The organism is Massilia sp. Soil_C_3, from assembly GCF_057657035.1.
On the sequence record NZ_JBDGJG010000006.1, the window covers coordinates 465803 to 487231 of the forward strand.

Genomic DNA, 21429 nt, shown 5'->3' on the forward strand with positions numbered 1-21429 from the left:
CCGCAACGACCAATATTATCGGGCGCGACCGGTTGCGTGTCAAGATCGTGGCGTGTTCTGCGCGGAAAAATGTCGCATCGATGTCATTTATCCAACGTTTCGAGGCGGGCCAGCATCGCCCCTGCCGGATCGGGCCCGAGGCAGTCAATCACGATCCGGTCCGGCATCGCGCGCAGCCAGGTGATCTGGCGCTTGGCCAGCTGGCGGGTGGCGATGATGCCCAGTTCGCGCAACTCCGCACGGTCGATATTGCCGTCCAGGTAGTCCCAGGCCTGGCGATAGCCGACGCAGCGGATTGACGGCAGCGCAGGCGACAGGTCGCCGCGCGCACGCAGGCGCGCCACTTCCGCCACCAGACCGCCATCGTCGCTGTCGCCTAGCATCTGGTCGAAACGCAGCGCGATGCGCTTGTGCAGCACGGCGCGGTCGTCGGTCTCGAGGCCGAACGACACCAGTTCGAACGGCAGCTCGGGCTTGGCACGCTTTGCCAGCAGGGCCGACATCGGCTGGCCGGACAGCGCATGGATTTCCAGCGCGCGGTTGATGCGCTGGGCGTCGTTCGGCGCCAGGCGCGCAGCCGTCACCGGATCGACCGCGCGCAGCTTCTCGTGCATGCCGGGCCAGCCGATGCGCGCCGCCTCTGCGTCGAGCGCGGCGCGCACGCCCGCATCCGCCGTCGGCAGGTCGTCCAGGCCGTCGACCAGTCCCTTGAAATACATCATCGTGCCGCCCACCAGCAGCGGCAGCTTGCCGCGCGCCGTGATCTCGCCCACCAGGCGGATGGTATCGGCGCGGAACTGCGCCACCGAATACGCCTCGAGCGGATCAAGGATGTCAATCAGGTGATGCGGCACGGCCGCCAGTTCGTCAGGAGTGGGCTTGGCTGTGCCGATGTCCATCCCGCGATACACCAGGGCTGAATCGACCGAGATGATTTCGCACGGCCGCGTTTGCGCGATGCGCAAGGCGCTTGCCGTCTTGCCGGACGCGGTCGGGCCCATGATGGCCACCGCCATCGGCTTGTTCGTCTGGTTCATCATTGGCCGCGCAAGAACAGTTTATCGAGCGCGGAGATCTCGAGCTGGACCCATGTCGGGCGGCCGTGGTTGCACTGGTCGGCGCGCTCGGTGCTTTCCATCTGGCGCAGCAGCGCGTTCATTTCGGGCACGGCCAGGATGCGGTTGGCGCGCACCGCCGTGTGGCAGGCGAGGGTGCCGAGCAGCTCGTTGCGGCGCTCGATCAGCACGCGCGAGCCGCCGTATTCGCGCACGTCGCGCAGCACGTCGCGCGCCAGGGTCTGGGCGTCGGCGTTCTTGAGCAGGGTCGGCACGCTGCGCACGGCCAGCGTGGTCGGCGACAGCGCGGCGATGTCGAAGCCCAGCGTCTTCAGGGTGTCCTGGTGCTCGGTCGCGGTCGCGACTTCGATCGCGTCGGCGTAGAAGGTCACCGGGATCAGCATCGACTGCACCTGCATCTCCTGGCCCTGGGCCTGGGCGTCGAGCGCGTTCTTGATCTGCTCGTAGAGGATGCGTTCGTGGGCCGCGTGCATATCGACCAGCACCAGGCCGCGCGTGTTCTGGGCCAGGATGTAGATGCCGTGCAGCTGGGCCAGCGCGAAGCCGAGCGGGAAGTCGTCGTTCGACAGCGGGCGGTCCGATGCCGAGAGCGGCACGTCCATCGGGGAGCTCGTTGGCGCCGAGGTCGTGGCCGCATCCGACTTGAACAGCGCGCCATAGGCCTCGGTGCGCTGCGCCACGCCACCCTGCGTGCCTGGATCGTCCCAGCGGCTCCCCGGCGGATAAGGCGACGGCGAGAAGGTCGACAACTGCGCCCCGAACGACGTCTGCTCATGCGGCCGCATCTGCGGCTGCGATGGCGACGGCGACATTTGCCACAGCGGTGTGCCGCTCGGCCGCACTTCGGCCGCCGTGATCGGCGCCGGCACGCTGCCGTGGGCGGTGGCAGAAGTCTGGGCCAGCGTGCGCTGCACCGCGTGGAACACGAACTGGTGCACCGCGCGGCTGTCGCGGAAGCGCACCTCGATCTTCGATGGGTGGACGTTGACGTCGACCAGCGCCGGATCGAGGTCGAGCGACAACACGTAGGAGGGGAAGCGGTCGCCGTGCAGCACGTCCTGGTAGGCGGCGCGCACCGCGTGCACCAGCACCTTGTCGCGCACGAAGCGCCCGTTCACGTAGAAGAACTGGCCGTCGGCGCGCGCCTTCGAGGCGGTCGGCAGGCCGACATAGCCATGCAGGTGCAGCGGGCCGGCAGATTCGTCCAGGGCCAGCCGCGCCTCGGCGAAATCGCTGCCGAGGATGTGGGCGCTGCGCTTGGCCGCTTCGCTCACGTTCCAGTGGTCGATCGTGCGGCCGTTGTGCGACAGGCTGAACGACACGTCCGGACGCGCCAGCGCGATGCGGCGCACGACTTCGGCGCAGTGGCCGTATTCGGTCTGTTCGGATTTCAGGAATTTGCGGCGCGCCGGCGTGTTGAAGTACAGGTCCTGCACGTCGATCGTGGTGCCGAAGGCGCCGGACGACGGCGCCACCGTGCCTTCGTGCGAGCCGACGATCTCGAAGGCGTGGGCCGCGTCGGGCGTACGCGAGGTGATGCGCACCGCAGCCACCGAGGCGATCGAGGCCAGCGCCTCGCCACGAAAGCCCAGCGTGCCCACGTTCTCAAGGTCGTGCAGCGACGTGATCTTGGAGGTGGCGTGGCGCGCCAGCGCCAGCGGCAGTTGTTCCGGCGCGATGCCGCGGCCGTTGTCGGTGATCGCGATGCGTTTGACGCCGCCTTCTTCGAGGCGCACGGTGATCTGGGTCGCGCCCGCATCGAGCGCGTTTTCCAGCAGTTCCTTGACGACGGCCGATGGCCGCTCGACCACTTCGCCGGCGGCGATCTGCGAGATGAGCTGGTCGGGGAGCTGCTGGATGGGGCGATGGGTCGGGGCAGGGGCGTTCATGGTGCGATTATATCGCGCTGCCCGAGCCCCGGATCGTCAACGACTCATTGCTGTTCGCGCACGGGAATCGGCACATTGCACAGGTCGATCGCGCCGGCCGCGACCTTGGTCCACGGACCGCCGCGGTTGCGCTGGGCCTCGATCACGGCCTGGAAGGCGGCGCTCTCGGTGCGCATCACCTCGAGCTTGCTGCGCTCGGCCTGGGGCACGTCGGCCGCCAGGCGCACGCTGGCGATCGGCGTGCGCTGCTCGGCCTTGTCGTAGAAGCCGGCGGCGGCCGTCCCGCGCGGCATCACAGTGAGCAGCGGCATGCCGGCCACGATGCGGCCGACCACGGTGATGTTGCGGTCCAGGTGGCGCGGCGCGTGGCCGATCACCGTGTACAGCTGCGAACCGTTGCCGGTATTGGACGCCTCGTCGCGCGCCACGCCGACCATGGCGTAGCAATGCGGCAACCAGGCCTGGCCGCCCTTCGGGTCGCGTGCTGCCGGGAAGCCGTTCACGTGGCCCACCTGCGGCGCGTAGACGTCGCGTTCCCTCAGCTGCGTGAACGCGCCGGTGCCCTTGGCAGGCACGGTGAATTCGGCGTCCACCGTCTTGGCGGCCTTGAACGGGCGCGGCGTTTCTTCGTCCGGATCGCCCCATTGCACCACGAAGCCATCTTGTGCGCGCATGACCCACAAGCCGTCGAAATAGCGCTCGCGCACCAGCGCGCGGATGTTCGCGGCCGCCTTCGGCGCGAAGTTCGGCGCCAGTTCCATGACCACGCGGCCGGCCGGCAGTTCCATGTACAGCGTGTTCTCGGGATCGAGGGGACGCCAGTCGCCCGGCTTGGATGCCTTGACCACGTCCGCCACCGAGGGCTTGGGTGGCAATTCCTTGCCGGGCGTGGCCGGCGCGGCGCTGGCGTCGTGCGCGAGCAGGGCAAGGAGCGCCATGCCGGTGAGTGCGTGGATCGTGGTCGCTGCCTTCATGGATTCTCCGTCTGGTTATGTGTATCAGGCAATTGTAGTCGAGCGTGAGGTCTGTACAAACCTGGCGGGCAGGTCCTGTGCCATAGTTGACAATTGGTGTAAATAAGTCGGCAAAAGGCGTGAATTCAGCGCCTTTTGTTGCTGCGGCGCACTCAAGTTAGCTGCGCCGGGTCCGATAAGGATAGGGTAAGCCCACTATCTGGACATCCATGCGTAACCTGATCGCACTATTCGCCCTGAGCCTGGTCACGGCCCTGGCGAATGCGAACGATGCAGCTCCCACGACCAAGCCCGCGGTTGAAAAACCCCTGGCGATCGCCTCGATCAAGCCGAACCTGCGGCCTGGCGCGGCTACCCCTGCTGCTGCCCAAAAAACCGAAGAAGATGCGGAAGTCGACCTGTCGGTCCGCATCGCCGAAAAACTGGCCGAGCTGCGCGCCAAGCAAGCCTTGCGCGCCGAGGACGCCGCACGCGCACGCCGCGCCACGGAAGCCCGCCGCAAGAAGGAAGCCGCCGCCGCTGCCGCTGCGGCAGTCGAGGCCGCCAAGCCGAAGAATGGCACCCATTGGACCTATGAGGGAGAATTCGGCCCCGAGAACTGGTCGAAGATCAATACCGCCTGGGCGTCCTGCAATACCGGCAACCGCCAGTCGCCGATCGACCTGCGCGACGGCATCAAGGTCGACCTGGAGCAGATCAACTTCGACTACCACCCGAGCTCGTTCAACGAGATCGACAATGGCCACACGATCCAGGTGAACGTCGCGGGCGGGAACTTCCTGAGCGTGGGCGGCACCACGTATGAGCTGCAGCAATTCCACTTCCATCGCCCGGGCGAAGAGCGCATCAACGGCAAGGGCACCGAGATGGTTGTGCACTTGGTGCACAAGAGCTACGACAACAAGATCGCCATCCTGGCGGTGCTGCTCGAGCGCGGCGACGCCAATCCGATGATCCAGACCGTGTGGAACAATCTACCGCTGGAAAAGCACATGACGGTGACGCCGTCGATCGTGCTCGACGTGAACGAGATCCTGCCGGCGCGGCGCGACTACTTTACGTATATGGGTTCGCTGAGCGAGCCGCCATGCACCGAGAACGTGCTGTGGCTGGTGATGAAACAGCCGATGACGGCCTCGCCCCAGCAGATGGCCTTGTTCTCGCGGCTGTATCCGTTCAACTCGCGGCCTGTGCAGCAGGCGAATGGGCGGATGGTGAAGGAATCGATGTAAAACAAAACAAGTGGGGTCACAAGTGGGGTCAGGTCTGACATTCGGACACGACCTGGACTGTGCCACGAAGTACGATTGCAGAGGCCGTGTCCGAATGTCAGACCTGACCCCGATTTGTTTGATGTTGCAGGCTGTTCGACTGTCTTGGGTTCCCGCCTTCGCGGGAACGACGTGTTCGGGCAGCGGGTCAAGAAATACGGTAACGCCCTTCCCACACCGCACCCGGTGCCAGCTCGACCGGGCTCAGCTGCGCCGGCTCGATGCACACGAAACGTTGGTATTCGTCGTCTTCCATATCGGCCAGCGCGGCCGTGTCCGCGGCGCCCGGATTCCACACCACGGCATCGCTGAAACCTTCCTGCTCCAGTGTCAGTACGCGCGCCCAGGTACCCAGGGTGATGTTGCCGGCAATATTTTCATAAACCACGTCGAGCTTGTCCGCGATCGACAAGGTCCCTGCCTCGAGCCCCTCGATGCGCACGTCCGCCAGGTGCGGCACCAGGTGATAGGTATGCAGCGCCGCCGCGAAGGGGAAGGGCGCGGCGCCCGTGTTGCGCACGCCCAACGCCATCTCCAGCGCATTGGCGCGCACGGTCACGCGCAGCGTCAGTGCGAAACGATGCGGCCAGGCGGCGGCCGTTGCCGGCGCCAGGTCGGCCTCATTCAGGCCGAATTCCGCCCACGCCGCATCGCCGTCGATGCCGTGCTGCTCAAGACGCCAGGTGCTGAGCCGCGCGAAGCCATGGCGCATGCCGTCGCCGCGTTCGCCGAACTGGGGAAAGATGACCGGCACGCCGCCACGGATCGCGCGGCTGCCGTCCAGGGCCGAACGGCCGCTGAGGAACATGCGCTCGCCGCCGTCGGCGCCATGCCACGACACCAGGTGGCCGCCATACAGGGTGACGACGGCGCTGGCGCCGTCCGGCGCCGTGATGCGAATCGCGGGCAGTTGCCCGAAGCTGATGTTTTCCATGATGGGTTCCGGCTCAGGTCTGGCGGCTCTTGGCCATGGGCGGATTATCGGCGAAATAGCGGCGGATGCCATTCGTGATCGCATTGGCCAGCTGGTCCTGGTAGGCGTCGTCGTTCAGGCGCGCTTCTTCCTGCGGGTTCGAGATAAAGGCGGTCTCGACCAGGATGGACGGGATGTCCGGCGCCTTCAGCACGGCAAAGCCCGCCTGCTCGACCGAGGCCTTGTGCAGGCGGTTGATGCCGCCGATTTCCTTCAGCACGGCCTTGCCCAGCTTGAGGCTGTCGTTGATCTGGGCCGTGGTCGACAGGTCGAACAGCACGCTGGCCAGGTGCTTGTCGCCCGTGCCGGTCAGGTTGGCGCCGCCGATCAGGTCGGCCTTGTTCTGGTCGTTCGCCAGCCAGCGCGCCGCGCTCGAGCTGGCGCCTTTTTCCGACAGCACGAACACCGAGGAGCCGCGCGCCGTCGGCGAGATCCAGGCGTCGGCGTGGATCGAGACGAACAGGTCGGCCTGCACCTTGCGCGCCTTTTGCACGCGGGTGCCCAGCGGCACGAAGAAGTCGCCGTCGCGGGTCAGCATCACGCGGGTATTCGGCATCTGCTCCAGCTTGGCCTTGAGGCGCTTGGCCACCGCCAGCACGATGTCCTTCTCGCGGCTGCCCTTGGCGCCGATCGCGCCCGGGTCTTCGCCGCCATGGCCCGGATCGAGGGCGATGGTGATCATGCGCGCCACCTTCTGGGCAGGCAGGGGAGCGGTTGCCTTGGCCGGCGGCGGCTGCACCGCCAGGGCCGGGGCCGTGCCCTTCAGGCCCGACATCTCGGCTTCCAGCTTGGCGATCGCGTCCGGGCCGGCATTCGGCTGGGTGCGCGGGACGGCGGGCGGCGGCACGGGAATCTGCACCGGCGGCGTGCCGGTGACGGGATTGGGCGAGGCCGGCGCGCCGGCCACGGGCGTACTGGCGACGGGATCGCCCAGGGCCGGCTGGTCGGCCGCCAGCGTCGTGGTCGGGCCCGGACTCCAGTCGCCCTGTTCGATCAGGGCGGCGATCGGGTCGACCGGGGCCGCCGGGTACAGGTCGAACACCAGGCGGTGCTGGTAGCCGGCCACCGGGGCGAGCGTAAACACCTGCGGCTTGATCTCGGCCTTGAGGTCGAACACCAGGCGCACCACGTTCGGCCGGTTCTGGCCGACCCGCACCTGCTTGATGTAGGGATCGTTTGCCTCGATCTTGGCCACCAGGCTCTTGAGCGTGTTGCTCAGGGCGAGGCCGTCGATATCGACCACCAGCCGCGGCGGATCGGGGATCAGGAAGTGCTCGGCCTTGAGGTCGGTGTCGTTTTCCAGCGTCACCCGGGTATAGTCGGGGGCGGGCCAGACACGCACGGCCAGGATCTCGTTGGCGCTGGCGTGCAGCGGGATGACGGACAGCAGCAGCGTGCCGCCGGCCTTGAGCAGGACGCGGCGGCGCGAGGACGCAGGCGTCACGCTGGCGGCTGGGGCGGCAGAAGGGGGGCGAGACGGTCGAGGCATAGCAGGCCTAATTCAGACAACGCCTGCAATTCTACATCACGGCCGGGCCCGCTAACGTTGAGCAAGACACGCAAGTCGGGCGGCGGCAACACCGGATCGCCTTTTTCGGGCCACTCGACGATACATACATTGCGCCCGTCGAAGTCCTCGCGAAAGCCCGCGTCCAGGAATTCTTCCGGGCTGGACATGCGGTACAGGTCGTAGTGGATGACGTTCAAGGGCGTGCCATCGAGCATCACCCGATACGGTTCCGACAAGGTGTAGGTCGGGCTTTTGACGTTGCCGGCATGGCCGGCCGACTGCAGCAGCGCGCGGGTGAGGGCGGTCTTGCCGGCGCCGAGGTCGCCGTGCAGATAGATCACCAGGCCCGGCTGCAAGGCGCGCGCCAGGGCGGCGCCGAGGGCGGAAGTGGCGGACTCGTCCGGCAGATAGCGCTGCAAGCGCGATTTAAAAGGCTGCATCGAATAAAATAGCGAGTTGTTTTGCGTGATTTCTTGCGGTATGCCCACTTCCACCAACCCTGCTCCTGACCTGCCCCAGCTTGCGCGCGCCATCAAGACGTGGGGCAAGGAACTGGGCTTTGCCGACGTGCGCATCGCCGACGTCGACCTGGGCCATCTCGAGGCCGGCCTGCAAGCCTGGCTGGACGCGGGTTACCACGGCGAGATGGATTATATGGCAAGCCATGGCATGAAGCGTGCCCGTCCCGCCGAACTGGTGCCGGGCACGGTGCGCGCCATCGTCGCGCGCATGGATTACCTGCCCGCCTCCCAGGATGCCGACTGGCGCGCCGGGGAGCGCCTGCGCCAGCAGGACCCGGATGCCGCCGTGGTCTCGGTCTACGCCAGGGGCCGCGACTACCACAAGGTCTTGCGCAACCGCCTGCAGTCGCTCGCCGGCCGCATCCAGGACGCGATCGGGCCGTTCGGTTTTCGCGTGTTCACCGATTCGGCGCCGGTGATGGAGTTGCCGCTGGCCGAGAAGGCCGGCCTGGGGTGGCGCGGCAAGCACACGCTGCTGTTGTCGCGCGCGGCCGGTTCGACCTTCTTCATCGGCGAAATCCTGATCGACCTGCCGCTGCCTGTCGATCCGCCCACCGGCGCGCATTGCGGACAGTGCCAGGCCTGCATCGACCTGTGCCCGACCGGGGCGATCCTGGGGCCGGGCAAGCTCGACGCGCGGCGCTGCATCTCTTACCTGACGATCGAGCTGAAAAGCAGTATCCCGGAAGAACTACGGCCCCTGATCGGCAACCGCATCTATGGCTGCGACGATTGCCAGGTGGCCTGTCCGTGGAACAAGTTTGCGCAGCGTGCTGCGGTGCCGGATTTCGACGAACGCAACGGCTTGGGCGAAGGCGACCTGGTCGGCCTGTTCGCCTGGGACGAAGCCGAATTCAACCGCCGCATGGAAGGCAGCCCGATCCGCCGGATCGGTCACGAGCGCTGGCTGCGTAACCTGGCAGTGGGATTGGGAAATGCCGCCGAGAAAAAGCGCGGAGATGCTGTCATCGTGGCTGCCTTGCAATCCCGGCGCGATCATCCATCCGAACTGGTGCGAGAGCACGTCGCCTGGGCCCTGGCGCGCCACGCCGCCTGAGCCGATAGGGAATCAGGCCATCAGATCTCGATGCGTTTCAGGCGCAGGGCCGACCAGTCGCCGTCGATCGAGATCATGGCCACGCCGGTGATGCCGTTCTCTTTGGCATAGGCGTTGATCGAATCGCGGTTGATGTCGGTGGCCTTGGAGGCGGTCTGCTTGAGGTAGGCGATCCACAGCGAACCCTTCTCGCCCAGCTTGCGCTTGGCGACATCGAAATAGTGCTCGAGATCCTTGCGGTGCATGCAGAACATCAGGATCGCGTCGAAGGGACCGTCGCCCTCCTTGACGATCTCGGCCGGCATCTGGGCCGCCACGTTCGGATTGACCTGGCCATTGAGCACGAGCATCGATTTTGCCGTTCGTAAAAACATCTTGTCTGCAACTGTCTTTTCGTTCATTGGAGTTTCCTAAAAGAGAGGTGCATCGCGGCGCCCGGGGCCGCGGCGCGTTCAAGACTATTTTACAAGGCTTCCATTGAGAAGCTGGAACGCTTGACGCGCGACAAGCTCGGCAAAAAGGGAGAGACCGCGCGAACGCGCGGCCGGTATTTACTTCAACAACCCGGCCAGCTCGACGGCCGTCTTGACCTGCATCTTGTCGAAGATATGGGCGCGATGCACCTCGACCGTGCGCATGCTGATGCCCAGTTTATCGGCCACCACCTTGTTCATCATGCCGGCCAAAATCAGGTCGAGCACTTCGCGTTCGCGCGCCGACAGGGTGGCCAGGCGCGCCTGCACGCCGGCCGAGGCGGCCGCCTTGCGCGAGGCGGCGAGGGCTTCCTCGACCCGGTCCATCAGCTGGTTGTCATTGAATGGTTTCTCGAAGAAATCGAAAGCGCCGCGCTTGAGCGAGTCGACCGCCATCGGCACGTCGCCGTGGCCGGTGAGAAAGATCACGGGCAGGCGCGGCAGCAGGCCGCGCTTGAACAGGTCGTCGAACACGGCGATGCCGTTCATGCCGGGCATGCGCACGTCGAGCAGGATGCAGTCGCCGCTGACGTCGAGGTCTTGCAGGGCGTCGAGGAATTCCTGGCCGCCCGCGTAACCGCGCGCGGGCAGGCCGCGCGACTGCGCCAGCCAGGCGAGCGAATCGCGAATGACTTCTTCGTCGTCGACGATGTGCAGCATGCAGGTCTCCGTAGTGGCGGGATGAATCTCCCGCCTTGTTGCTCTTCTAATAAAGATGGCGCATCCAGCCAACACCGGCGCGTCGCAGACCGGATTTTAGCCCAGCGCCCGGCTTGCCGCTTGGGCCGGCAGCGAAAATGTGAATACGGTGCCGCCGGCCGGATGCGGCGCATGGCTCAGCGTGCCGCCATGGAACTCGATCGCGGTGCGGCAGATCGACAAGCCCATCCCCATGCCCTCGGCCCGGGTCGAGTAGAACGGAGAAAACAGCCGCTCGGCTACTTCAGGGGCGATGCCATGGCCGCGGTCGATCACCGAGACCGCCACCTGCTCATCCGCGTGCACGGCCTCGATGCGCAGCACGCGCTGGTCGGGCGCCGTGTCCTGCATGGCCTGGATCGCGTTGCGGGTGAGGTTGAGCAGCACTTGCTCCAGCATCACGCGGTCGGCCAGCACGGTCGGCAAGCCGGGCGGTAACTGTACGCGCAGCGCCACGCCGGCCTGGCGCGCCTGCAGCTCGATCAACGCATGCACGTTGGAAATGACGCTGCGGATCGTCACCTCCTGGCGCAGCGGTTCGCGCTTCTTGACGAACTCGTGCACGCTGCGGATGATCTGGCCGGCGCGCTGGGCTTGCTGGCGCGCCTGCTCCAGCGCATGGCGCAGCATGCCCGGCTTGAGGTCTTCGCCGCTGCCGGCGGCGCGCTCGAGCATGTTCAGGGCGCCCACCGTGTAGCTGGAAATAGCCGCCAGCGGCTGGTTCAGCTCGTGCGCCAGCATCGACGACAACTCGCCCATGGTGGCCAGGCGCGCGCTGGCCTGCAGCTTTTCTTCCTGCTGGCGGTTGAGTTCTTCCACCCGCTTGCGGTCGGTGATGTCGAGTACCGAGCTCATCCAACCGGTATGGCGGCCGTCGACGTCCACCAGCGGGGCCTCGAATACCAGCACCGGCACCCGGGCGCCGTCCGGACGCTGGAACACGGTCTCGAATTGCGGCGTGACCTTGCCCGACAAGATGCCCTGGAAGCGTTCCTCGTATTCGGCGGTCGCTTCCGGCGCCCAGTAGGCCATCGGCGGTTTCTTGCCGATCAATTCTTCTGGCGGATGGCCGACGATCTGGCAGAAAGCGCGGTTGACGTAGGTGACGCGGCCCTCCAGGTCGCGCGCGCGCAAGCCCGTGAGCAGCGAGTTTTCCATCGCCGTGCGAAACGCCATCTGCTGGCGCAGCGCGCTTTCCGCCGCCAGCGTGCGCGAGATGTGGCGCCACAGCGCGGCCAGGCTGGTCAACAGGCCCAGGGCCAGCACGATCACCGAGCCCACCAGCAGGTTCGGCAGCAGTTGCGGCGCGCGCTTGACGCTGTCGGTCGACAGCACCAGCTGGGCGCCCGGCAGGTCGAGCTCGCGCTGGTGGGTGTAGACGCCGCGTCCCGGACCGCCGGCGGCGCGCCGCGCCACCGCCTGTTCGTCGCGGTCGAGCAGGGCCAGCGCGTTATCCTGGGCGAACCACCAGGGTACGGTTTCGTCGAGCAGCACCTGCAGGCTGTAGGTCGCGACCAGGCTGCCCGTGAACTGGCCGTTGCGGAACAGCGGCAGGTAGAAATCGATCAGGCCGTGGGTGGATGGCGTGGCGCCATACGGTTCGCTGTAGCGGCCGCGCCGGATCGAGCGCGCCATTTCTCCGGCCAGCGTCGTGGTCCCGGGCAGGCCGGCGGCGGGCAGGTCGGCGCCATGGCTGTCCAGCACCGCGCCGGTGGCGTCGCTCCACACCACGCGCACCAGTTCCGGGCCGTTGACGAACATCTGGCGGAAACGCGCCTGTAACTTCTCCGGCGGCAGCGGCGCGACCACCAGGTCGACGCCGAGGGCGCTAAGTGCGTCCTCGCTGCGCGCCAGCTCGAAGCGCAAGGTCTGCTCGACCCACAGCGTGTCCGCAATCAATTGCTCTTGGCGTTCGGTGCTTTCCATCTGGCGCGCCTGCCACGGCAGCCAGATCAGTACGGCCAGGAACAGCAGCACCAGCAGCATCGGCACCAGCCAGCGCCAGAACCGCCAGGCGCGGATGCGCGCGCGCGGTTCCGACATGGGCTGGGCGAACGGAATTTTCATGCATGAGTCCTGTATTGGTTAAACTGTCCAGCTGTTGTGGAAGTCCACGATGGCGGTCGAGCAAGGTGCGGCACAGACTTGCGTGCGGCAGTGCATCCGCCAGTGTAAGGGAAGCGCCTCGGTGCTTTCCAAGGTTTTATTAGAAAGAATCAGACCGTCATGCAGATCAAGACCCTGGCCGCCACAGCGCTGTTCGTGCTGGCGGCGGCCGCGAGTGTCGACGCCCTGGCGCAGGGACCGATCGTCATCAAGTTCAGCCACGTGGTGGCGCCCGATACGCCGAAGGGCCGGGCCGCCGAGCGTTTCAAGGAGCTGGCCGAGCAAATGACGGGCGGCCAGGTCAGGGTGGAAGTGTATCCCAACAGCCAGCTATACAAGGACCGCGAGGAGCTCGAGGCCCTGCAACTGGGCGCGGTGCAGATGCTGGCGCCGTCGCTGGCCAAGTTCTCGCCGCTGGGCGTGCGCGAATTCGAGGCCTTCGACTTGCCGTATATCTTCCCGGACAAGGCGGCGCTGTACAAGGTGACTGAAGGAAGGATAGGGCGCGACCTGCTGCGCAAGCTCGAGTCCAAGGGCATCACCGGCCTGGCGTTCTGGGATAACGGCTTCAAGATCATGTCGGCCAACCAACCCTTGACCTCGCTCAAGGATTTCGAGGGATTGCGCATGCGTATTCAGGCGTCCAAGGTATTGGATGCGCAGATGCGCGCGCTGGGCGCCCAGCCGATGACGCTGGCTTTTTCGGAGGCCGCACCCGCCCTGCGCGATGGCGTGGTGGAGGGTACCGAGAACACCCCGTCGAATATGTACACCCAGCGCATGCACGAGACGCAAAGCCACCTGACGGTGTCCAACCACGGCTACCTAGGTTACGCGGTGATCGTTAACAAAAAATTCTGGGATGGACTGCCGGCCGCCACCCGCAATACCCTGGCGCGCGCCATGCGCGAAGCCACGGTGTACGAGAAAAAGATCGCCCAGCGCGCCAACGACGACGCCATGGAAGCCATCCGCCAGGCCGGCACCACGACGATCCACACGCTCACACCGGCCCAGCAGGCTGAATGGCGGCGCGCGATGCAGCCGGTGTATGGACAGATGGAAAGCCGGATCGGCAAGGACACCGTGCGCGCCATCCTGCGCGAAGTCAAGCGCTGACGCTCGGGCGTGCGCCCAGGGCGCGTGGGCCAAGAAAACGGACATACGCCTACCGCATGTCGACAATCGCGTTTTGTTTATAAGTAAAATAATTTTCCGAATGTGTGGCCGAAAAGATACATTTTCTGCAAGGACTTGCGTTATCATGGGGCTCATCCGCACTGTCATGGTGCGCAGCAGTGCCAAGAACAAGCAACAGAAGCGGCATGCAAAGGTTTTTGGGGGAGCATTGATAAAAGCACGGTATTCATGCCGGAGACATTCGAGGAGACACCACGTTTGACAGAAGTCGCTGGCAAGACCCGGCGGCCGGAAACGTGACCCGAATTGGAGCGCACCCGAGGGTGCGCTTTTTTTTCGCCTGAACGGTCCAATCGACTGGCCGGGTGTGCGCTACACAGTTAAGATGCCTGTGTAACACTTTGCTCAGTAGACCCATCATGAAGACCGATCCAGCCAGCCAGATTTTCAATGCCATCGTGCCCGCTCCCTTCGGCGCGCTGGGCATCCGCATTGCCGACGACAAGCTGCGCGAAGTGGTCTACCTGCCGCCTTCGTTCGAGGAAAAAAGCGCCGACAGCGCCATCGCCGAACAGAGCGCCGAGCAGCTCGCACGCTACCTGGCCGACCCCGATTTCACCTTCGACCTGCCCTTGACGGCGGTTGGCACCGAGTTCCAGCGCAAGGTGTGGCAAGAAATCAGCGCCATCCCGCGCGGCGCCGTGCGCACCTATGGCCATCTGGCCAAGGTGATCGGCTCGCATCCGCGCGCCGTCGGCCAGGCTTGCGGCGCCAATTGGTTCCCGCTGGTCATTCCTTGCCACCGGGTGACTGCAGCCGGCGGCCTGGGCGGCTTCTCGAACCAGAACGACGAGAACGGTTTCCATCTTTCGGTCAAGCGCTGGCTGCTGCGGCACGAAGGCGCCACCGCCGCTCCATGGCAGCAGCAGTCGATCTGGCCCTGATCGACGAGTTCTGCGACACGCTCTGGCTGGAACAGGGCCTGGCGAAGAACTCGCTCGACGCCTACCGGCGCGACCTGCGCCTGTTCGCCGGCTGGCTGGACGCCAAGCGCCCCGGCCGCGGCCTGCTGGCCGTGGGGCCGGAAGACCTGGCCGCCTATTTCGCCGACCGCCACCCGGAGTCGCGGCCGAGCACGGCCAACCGCCGGCTGTCGGTGTTCAAGCGCTTCTATGGCCTGGCGCTGCGGCGCGGACAGATCGCCACCGATCCCTGCCTCAAGATGCCGTCGGCGCGCCAGCCGACCCGCTTCGTGCATACCCTGACCGAGAGCCAGGTCGAGGCCTTGCTGGCCGCTCCCGATATTTTGACGCCGTTGGGTTTGCGCGAGCGCACGATGCTGGAGCTGATGTATGCCAGCGGCTTGCGGGTGTCGGAACTGGTGGCCCTGAAACTGGTCGAAGTGAGCCTGAACGATGGTGTGCTGCGGGTGACCGGCAAGGGCAGCAAGACGCGCCTGGTGCCGTTCGGCGAAGAGGCGCGGCGCTGGCTCGAACGCTACCTGAAGGATGCGCGCGGCATCATCCTGAACGGCCAGGTCGACGACGCCCTGTTCGTCACCGGTCGCGGCGGCCCGATGACGCGCCAGATGTTCTGGATCCTGGTCAAGAAACACGCGTCGAAGGCCGGCGTCACCGGTCCGCTGTCGCCGCACACGCTGCGCCACGCCTTCGCCACCCATTTGCTGAATCACGGGGCTGACTTGCGCGTGGTGCAGTTACTGCTGGGCCACGCCGATATTTCGACGACCCAGATCTACACCCACGTGGCGCGCGAACGCCTGAAACGCCTGCACGCACAACATCATCCACGTGGATAGCGTAAGTCGGGAGTTGCGGAGTAGTCCATAATGGCTGTGCAGATGCAGCATTTCCTTGAAATAAACATGTCGAGGTGACTATGGCACGGAACAATTTTTCGTACGAAAAGCGGCAACGGGAACTCGAAAAGAAGCGCAAGGCGGAAGAAAAAGCCAAGCGCAAGCTGGAAGCGAAGAACGCGCCGGCTGACGGCGCCGAGGGCGTCCAGCCGGATGGCGATGCGGACGGCGATGACGACGACGCTGCGCCGGGCGAAGAGCGTACTCCCGCCGCGGCGCCGCCGAGCCTGGCCTGAGCGGCCGGCCCATCAAGAGGATTGCGCGCGTGCTCCGTCGACCTCGATGGAGCCCCTGGCGCATGATGGAACTATAAGCATCTACACCGGTCCGAGCCATCTGAATGCGACAAGCTGTCAGTTGGCCGGTGTGAATGGCGGTATGGCGCGACAGAGCGCATGCCGTCCGTCGTTTGCGAGCTCGCAAACGGCATGGCCCGCCACGGTATAACAATGTCGGTGTTGTCTACCTGCTTATTGTTGTTTCCATAGCGAAAGGCCGCTGCCGTGATCGAACCACCGCCGAAGCCAGCGGCGCCCACGTCCGCGCCTTCCTCCGATCCTTCGCTTGCCGGCGATGGACAGTCCATTCCCGCAGGCGATTTTTCAGGCCGCATCGAGGCGGGGCCCGAGGCCTTCGGCTGGCTCCACCATTTCGTCACGGCGCTCGAGCTGGCGCCGGCGGTGGCCGTGCACTCGATGGACCAGGCCGGCACCATCCGCTTCTGGAACCGCGCCAGCGAAGAACTGTACGGCATCCCGTCCGGCCAGGCGGTCGGCAAGCCCTTCCGCGAGCTGGTGTTCTACCTCGACCACCAGGCCGAGTTCGAGGACGCGATCGCCGCGATCTGGCGCAGCGGCCACGCGCCGCCGGCACGCGACTGGCTGGTGCAGTCGCGCACCGGCCGGCGCCACTGGGTCTATTCCTGCCACTACCCGGTCAAGTACGACAGCGTGATGCAAGAAGTCTTTTGCATGGAAGTCGACATCACGGCGCGCAAAGAGGCCGAGAGCAACCTGGCGCAGGCGGCCCAGGTGTTCCAGAATGCGCGCGACGCCATCATCATGATGGACGCCGACTACCGCGTACGCGCCGTCAACGGCGCCTTCACCAGCATCACTGGCCACGCCCCCGAGCACATCCTCGGCCAGTCGCTGGCCAGCCTGGGGTGGGATGCCGCCGACGGCTTCTACGAGCGCATCTGGTCCGAACTCGACGGCCAGGACCACTGGGAAGGCGAACTGGCCAGCGTGCGCAGTAATGGCGAACGCTATCCGGTGCGGGTGGCGCTGACGGCGATCCGCGACGCCCACGGCGACGTGTCCAGCTATATGGCGATGCTGTCCGACATCAGCGAGCGCAAGCGGCTCGAGGAGCAGGTGCGGCATCAGGCCGAGCACGACGCCCTGACCGGCCTGCCCAACCGCATCCTGTTCCTCGACCGCCTGCACCAGGCGCTGGCCACCTGGCGCCGCCAGCGCGACCGCTGCGCGGTGATGTTCCTCGACCTCGACAAATTCAAGCCGATCAACGACACCCACGGCCACCAGGCCGGCGACGCCGTGCTGCGCGAGGTCGCCGCGCGCCTGCGCGCCTGCGTGCGCCGGGTCGACACCATCAGCCGCCTGGGCGGCGACGAGTTCGTGGTGCTGCTGGCCGACATCAAGGGCGCCGACCAGGCCGCGCACGTGGCCGGCGCCGTCACCCAGGCGGTGGCGCGCCCCATCGACGTTGGCGGGCAGCAGGTGACGCTGTCGGTCTCGATCGGCATCGCGCTGTGTCCCGACGACGGCGATGATGTCGAGGCCTTGCTGCACCATGCCGACGTCGCGATGTACCACGCCAAGCAGGATGGGCGCGACACCTTCCGCTTCTTCAGTCCGGCCATGAACGCCCACGTCATCGAGCGGGTCGAGCTCGAGAACCGGCTGCGCCAGGCGATCGAGAGCCAGGAGTTCGTGCTCGAATACCAGCCCGAGGTCGAGGTGGCGAGCGGCCGCGTCGGCACGGTCGAGGCCTTGCTGCGCTGGCGCCATCCCGAGCGCGGCCTGCTGCTGCCGCGGCACTTCTTGCCGGTGGCCGAGGAATCCGGCCTGATCGTCCCGATCGGCGAGTGGGTGTTGAAAGAAGCCTGCCGCCAGGCGCGCGCCTGGGGCGATGCGGGGTTTCCGGTCACGGTCGCGGTCAACCTGTCCGCCGCCCAGCTCGCGCATGCGGGGCTGCTGTCGGCGGTCGACGCCGCCTTGCAGGGCGCCGGCCTGGCGCCGGGAGCGCTCGAGCTCGAGATCGTCGAGGATGCGCTGGTGCGCGGCGAACCGGCCTTCGAGACGGCGCTGGCGCTGCGCGCACGCGGCGTGCAGCTGAGCATCGACCGTTTCGGCACCGGCACCTCGAGCCTGGAGGCGCTGCGCCGCTTCCCGCTCACCAAGCTCAAGATCGACCGCAGCTATGTGGGCGGCGTCGGGCACGACCCGGTCGACGCGGCGATGGTGCCGGCCATCATCTCCGTGGCGCGTAGCCTGGGTTTGCGGGTGGTGGGGGAGGGCGTGGAGACGGCCGAGCAGCTGGACTTTCTGCGGCTGCATGTCTGCGACGATTACCAGGGTTTCTATGCCGGCGCGGCCAGTGCGCGGCCGGATTTATCGTCGCATTCCGCGTAGGGTTGGCCTCGGCGGCCCCGCGCTACGCCGCCGACGCGGTGGTAGCTTGCAGCAAGATCATCCGGCACGATATCGGCGACGATAACAATCGACGCGTCGGCGGCGCAGCCGCCAACCTTACCGCTCTCCAGCCGTTCCGTGCTGCCCGAACAACCGTATCCTGGCCAGCACCTGTCCATGATCCGAGGCCTCGGGCAAGCCGAGGTTCAGGTGATCGTTCAGGTACACGACGTCCACCACTTCCCCGATCGCTCCCGTCAGCGCCGGATTGAACTCGGGCGACACCAGGATGTGGTCGATGGTCGAATGGCGCGTGTCGTGCAGGATCGAGAAGCCCACATGGCGCTGGTGGTCGAGCCGGCGCTGCACCTGGCTGGCGTCGAACATGCGCTCGCCGACCGGCGTGCCTTCGCCCAGCACGATCTCGGTGGTCACCGAATCGGCCACGTCGTTGAAGTCGCCCAGCACGATGCGCGGCCGGCGATTGGCATGGGCCATATCGGTGAGCAGCACGCGCAGCGCGGTGGCCTCGGTGCCGCGCCGGACCAGCGAGCGCAGGCAGGCCAGCGCATACAGGTGCGGGTCGGCGCCGCTGTCGCTCGACCGGTAGTCGGGCCGGCGCGACTTGAGATGGACCACGACCACGTCGATCACCACGCCCGACGCCGCGATCACGCCCGCATGCAGCGGCGCGCGGGTGAAGCGGTCCGGGTCGCGGCTGCCGGGTGGCATCGTGACGTTGTCCGGGAACATGGGCAGCTGCGATCCGGGCTCGGCCAGCGGCAGGCGCGAGACCAGGGCCACGCTCGGGGTCAGGCGCGGCGCGTTCGGGTCGGGGTCGAAGCCGATGTGGTGGGCGTCGCGATAGCGCCGGCTGCGCCGCAGCACTTCTTTGAGCACGCTTTGCGAAAAGATCTCCTGGAAGCCGATCACGTCGGCATTGATCAGGTCGAGCTGATGCGCGGTCCAGTCGAGCTTGGCCTCGTATTCCTCGGCCGTGAAGGGCGCGAGGTTGTCATACAGGCGGGCGCCGGGCGGGGCCAGGTTGAAAGCATTGAAGGTGGCAAAGCGAAGTTCTTCCTGCATAATAGAAACCCCTATTGTTCGTCTTTAGCGTAACACGCATGGCCAAGAAAGAGCACGTCTCAGAGACACCCGCCACCCAGTTCCTGCGCAAGCATGCCGTCGCATTTTCCGAGCATCCTTATGAGTACGAAGAGCATGGCGGCACGGCAGTTTCCTCGAACGCGCTCGGCGTGCCCGAACATGACGTGATCAAGACCCTGGTCATGCAGGACGAGGCCGCCAAGCCGCTCATCGTGCTGATGCATGGCGACTGCAAAGTGTCGACCAAGAACCTGGCGCGCGCCATCCCCTGCAAGTCGGTCGAGCCGTGCAAGCCGGACGTCGCCCAGCGCCACTCAGGGTATCTGGTCGGCGGCACCTCGCCGTTCGGCATCCGCAAGGCAATGCCGGTCTACGTCGAGGAAAGCATCCTGGCGCTGGACAAAATCTACATCAATGGCGGCCGCCGCGGCTACCTGGTCGGCATCGACCCGAAGGTGCTGGTCGACGTGCTGAAGGCGCGTCCGGTGCAGTGCGCCCTGGCCGAGTAACTTTATCCTTCGCGATCCGATGGTGTATATTCACGACCGATTTCCGGTATTGACCCAGGGCCGGAGCCCACTGAGAGACTAGATGAACACCCTGATTGCCACCATTGCCGCCTATTTGCTCGGCTCGATTTCCTTCGCGGTCGTGATGAGCCGCGTCTTCGGCCTGTCCGACCCGCGCACCTATGGCTCCAAGAACCCCGGCGCCACCAATGTGCTGCGCAGCGGCAGCAAGAAGGCCGCGATCGCCACCCTGGTCGGCGACGCCGCCAAGGGCTGGCTGGCGGTATGGCTGGCGGTGCAGTTCGGCCCTGACGTCGGCCTGGACGACACCGGCATCGCCCTGGTCGCGATCGCCGTCTTCCTTGGCCACCTGTGGCCCGTGTTCTTCCGCTTCGTGGGCGGCAAGGGCGTGGCCACCGCGCTGGGTGTGCTGCTCGGCATTAATCCATGGCTCGGCCTGGCGACCCTGGCCACCTGGCTGATCGTCGCCTACGCCTTCCGCTATTCCTCGCTGGCGGCCCTGGTCGCCTCGATCTTCGCGCCGTTCTACTACGGCCTGCTGTTCGGCGTCGATCCGATCCTGTTCGCCGTGTTCGTGATGAGTGCGCTGCTGCTGTGGCGTCACAGCGCCAATATCGGCAACCTGATCGCCGGTAAGGAATCGAAGATCGGCAGCAAGTCTGCCGGGGCCAAGAAGGCAAAATAAAGCCGGCGCGCGCCGGATTTTCTTGCAGGCGTTACCATTCGTCTCGAACAGCGGCACATCCGTGCCGCGCCGGACAGAAAGGTGGTAAGCCGTGAGCAAGCAACTCAGGATCGATTTTGTGTCGGACGTCTCGTGCCCCTGGTGCGCGATCGGCCTGAAATCGCTGGAACAGGCCCTGTTGAAGGTCGGCGACGAGGTGCGCGTCGACCTGCATTTCCAGCCCTTCGAGCTGAACCCCGCCATGGGTCCGGACGGCCAGGACATCGTCGAGCACGTGACGCAGAAATATGGCGCCACGGCGGAGCAGCAAGCCGCCACCCGCGAGACGATCCGCGAACGCGGCGCCGCCGTCGGTTTTACCTTCGACATGGAGCGGCGCGGCCGCATCTACAACACCTTCGACGCCCATCGCCTGCTGGCCTGGGCCGAGGACGAAGGCAAGCAGCGCCAGCTCAAGATTGCGCTGCTGGAAGCCTATTTCACCCGTTGCGAAGACCCGAGCAATCACGAAGTGCTGCTGCGCACGGCCGAAAGCGTTGGCCTCGACCGTGAGCGGGCAGCCATTATCCTGGGCTCCAATGAATATGCGGAAGACGTGCGCACGCGCGAACAGTTCTTCCAGCGCGCCGGCGTCAAGTCGGTGCCGGCGATCATCATCAATCAGCGTCATCTGATTTCCGGCGGTCAGCCGCCGGAGGTGTTCGAGCGGGCCCTGCGCGAGATTCCGGGGTTGGAAGCAGGGGCTGAATCGCAAAACTCTGAGGCTTGAGTTAGCTCGAATACGTCGTTCCCGCGCAGTGATGTGACCCCTTGAAGTGAGACTCCACTTCAAGGGGTCTTATGAAGTACGACGAGCAGTTCAAATTTTCAGCCGTTGAGGCC

General features: G+C 65.9%; 20 protein-coding genes. 10 read left to right on the forward strand and 10 right to left on the reverse strand.

What is annotated here, in order from left to right; genetic code table 11:
- Window positions 1–83: 83 nt before the first annotated feature.
- The 3 genes from miaA to AC3A6F_RS15105 are packed head-to-tail and all read right to left on the reverse strand — an operon-like array spanning window position 84 to window position 3939.
- Window positions 84–1040, reverse strand: coding sequence for a tRNA (adenosine(37)-N6)-dimethylallyltransferase MiaA (gene miaA, locus AC3A6F_RS15095; protein WP_487682045.1), 957 nt, complete (start codon window positions 1038–1040; stop codon window positions 84–86).
- On the reverse strand, window positions 1037–2965 hold the full coding sequence (gene mutL / locus AC3A6F_RS15100) for a DNA mismatch repair endonuclease MutL (RefSeq protein WP_487682048.1): 1929 nt from the start codon (window positions 2963–2965) through the stop codon (window positions 1037–1039). Before mutL ends, miaA begins: the two co-directional genes overlap by 4 nt.
- Window positions 2966–3009: 44 nt before the next feature.
- Entirely contained in the window at window positions 3010–3939 is a 930-nt protein-coding gene (locus tag AC3A6F_RS15105) for a peptidylprolyl isomerase (RefSeq protein ID WP_487682050.1), read from the reverse strand.
- Window positions 3940–4148: 209 nt separating this feature from the next.
- Here AC3A6F_RS15105 and AC3A6F_RS15110 point away from each other — a divergent pair, with 209 nt between their 5' ends.
- Complete coding sequence (locus AC3A6F_RS15110; protein ID WP_487682052.1) at window positions 4149–5171, forward strand: carbonic anhydrase; 1023 nt, start codon at window positions 4149–4151, stop codon at window positions 5169–5171.
- A 187-nt stretch (window positions 5172–5358) separates the two neighbouring features.
- On the opposite strand, the gene AC3A6F_RS15115 is transcribed toward AC3A6F_RS15110, so the two are convergent.
- The 3 genes from AC3A6F_RS15115 to tsaE are packed head-to-tail and all read right to left on the reverse strand — an operon-like array spanning window position 5359 to window position 8133.
- The gene (locus tag AC3A6F_RS15115; RefSeq protein WP_487682054.1) at window positions 5359–6144 is read right to left on the reverse strand and encodes a D-hexose-6-phosphate mutarotase; all 786 of its coding nucleotides are present in this window, start codon (window positions 6142–6144) and stop codon (window positions 5359–5361) included.
- A gap of 13 nt (window positions 6145–6157) precedes the next feature.
- Window positions 6158–7672, reverse strand: a complete 1515-nt coding sequence (locus AC3A6F_RS15120; protein ID WP_487682056.1) for an N-acetylmuramoyl-L-alanine amidase — start codon at window positions 7670–7672, stop codon at window positions 6158–6160.
- A complete protein-coding gene (gene tsaE / locus AC3A6F_RS15125; protein WP_487682057.1) occupies window positions 7624–8133 on the reverse strand; it encodes a tRNA (adenosine(37)-N6)-threonylcarbamoyltransferase complex ATPase subunit type 1 TsaE in 510 nt (169 codons plus the stop codon). The genes AC3A6F_RS15120 and tsaE overlap by 49 nt, the downstream gene beginning before the upstream one ends.
- 40 nt (window positions 8134–8173) lie before the next feature.
- On the opposite strand from tsaE, the gene queG reads away from it, so the two are divergent.
- On the forward strand, window positions 8174–9271 hold the full coding sequence (gene queG / locus AC3A6F_RS15130) for a tRNA epoxyqueuosine(34) reductase QueG (RefSeq protein WP_487682059.1): 1098 nt from the start codon (window positions 8174–8176) through the stop codon (window positions 9269–9271).
- A gap of 20 nt (window positions 9272–9291) precedes the next feature.
- On the opposite strand, the gene AC3A6F_RS15135 is transcribed toward queG, so the two are convergent.
- The 3 genes from AC3A6F_RS15135 to AC3A6F_RS15145 all read right to left on the reverse strand — a co-directional run bounded on the left by AC3A6F_RS15135 (window position 9292) and on the right by AC3A6F_RS15145 (window position 12510).
- Window positions 9292–9621 carry a DUF3052 family protein gene (locus AC3A6F_RS15135; RefSeq protein WP_487682061.1) on the reverse strand — a complete coding sequence of 110 codons (330 nt, stop codon included), beginning with the start codon at window positions 9619–9621 and terminating at the stop codon, window positions 9292–9294.
- A 201-nt stretch (window positions 9622–9822) separates the two neighbouring features.
- Window positions 9823–10404 carry a response regulator transcription factor gene (locus tag AC3A6F_RS15140; protein WP_123070429.1) on the reverse strand — a complete coding sequence of 194 codons (582 nt, stop codon included), beginning with the start codon at window positions 10402–10404 and terminating at the stop codon, window positions 9823–9825.
- Between the two features lie 96 nt (window positions 10405–10500).
- Complete coding sequence (locus tag AC3A6F_RS15145) at window positions 10501–12510, reverse strand: two-component system sensor histidine kinase NtrB (protein WP_487682063.1); 2010 nt, start codon at window positions 12508–12510, stop codon at window positions 10501–10503.
- Between the two features lie 159 nt (window positions 12511–12669).
- Here AC3A6F_RS15145 and AC3A6F_RS15150 point away from each other — a divergent pair, with 159 nt between their 5' ends.
- From AC3A6F_RS15150 to AC3A6F_RS15170, 5 genes are all read left to right on the forward strand, one after another.
- A complete protein-coding gene (locus AC3A6F_RS15150) occupies window positions 12670–13668 on the forward strand; it encodes a TRAP transporter substrate-binding protein (protein ID WP_487682065.1) in 999 nt (332 codons plus the stop codon).
- Between the two features lie 440 nt (window positions 13669–14108).
- The gene (locus AC3A6F_RS15155; RefSeq protein ID WP_487682067.1) at window positions 14109–14633 is read left to right on the forward strand and encodes a methylated-DNA--[protein]-cysteine S-methyltransferase; all 525 of its coding nucleotides are present in this window, start codon (window positions 14109–14111) and stop codon (window positions 14631–14633) included.
- Window positions 14606–15508 (forward strand): site-specific tyrosine recombinase XerD, encoded by a 903-nt coding sequence (xerD, locus tag AC3A6F_RS15160; protein ID WP_487682069.1) that lies wholly within the window; start codon window positions 14606–14608, stop codon window positions 15506–15508. The genes AC3A6F_RS15155 and xerD overlap by 28 nt, the downstream gene beginning before the upstream one ends.
- 80 nt (window positions 15509–15588) lie before the next feature.
- Window positions 15589–15804, forward strand: coding sequence for a hypothetical protein (locus AC3A6F_RS15165; RefSeq protein WP_487682071.1), 216 nt, complete (start codon window positions 15589–15591; stop codon window positions 15802–15804).
- Between the two features lie 267 nt (window positions 15805–16071).
- A complete protein-coding gene (locus AC3A6F_RS15170) occupies window positions 16072–18225 on the forward strand; it encodes a putative bifunctional diguanylate cyclase/phosphodiesterase (protein ID WP_487682073.1) in 2154 nt (717 codons plus the stop codon).
- A 117-nt stretch (window positions 18226–18342) separates the two neighbouring features.
- On the opposite strand, the gene AC3A6F_RS15175 is transcribed toward AC3A6F_RS15170, so the two are convergent.
- Window positions 18343–19311, reverse strand: a complete 969-nt coding sequence (locus AC3A6F_RS15175; RefSeq protein WP_487682075.1) for an endonuclease/exonuclease/phosphatase family protein — start codon at window positions 19309–19311, stop codon at window positions 18343–18345.
- Between the two features lie 38 nt (window positions 19312–19349).
- Here AC3A6F_RS15175 and ybaK point away from each other — a divergent pair, with 38 nt between their 5' ends.
- From ybaK to AC3A6F_RS15190, 3 genes are all read left to right on the forward strand, one after another.
- Complete coding sequence (gene ybaK / locus AC3A6F_RS15180) at window positions 19350–19841, forward strand: Cys-tRNA(Pro) deacylase (protein WP_487682077.1); 492 nt, start codon at window positions 19350–19352, stop codon at window positions 19839–19841.
- An 82-nt stretch (window positions 19842–19923) separates the two neighbouring features.
- A complete protein-coding gene (gene plsY / locus AC3A6F_RS15185) occupies window positions 19924–20547 on the forward strand; it encodes a glycerol-3-phosphate 1-O-acyltransferase PlsY (RefSeq protein WP_487682079.1) in 624 nt (207 codons plus the stop codon).
- A gap of 91 nt (window positions 20548–20638) precedes the next feature.
- Window positions 20639–21316 carry a DsbA family oxidoreductase gene (locus AC3A6F_RS15190; RefSeq protein ID WP_487682081.1) on the forward strand — a complete coding sequence of 226 codons (678 nt, stop codon included), beginning with the start codon at window positions 20639–20641 and terminating at the stop codon, window positions 21314–21316.
- Window positions 21317–21429: the final 113 nt, after the last annotated feature.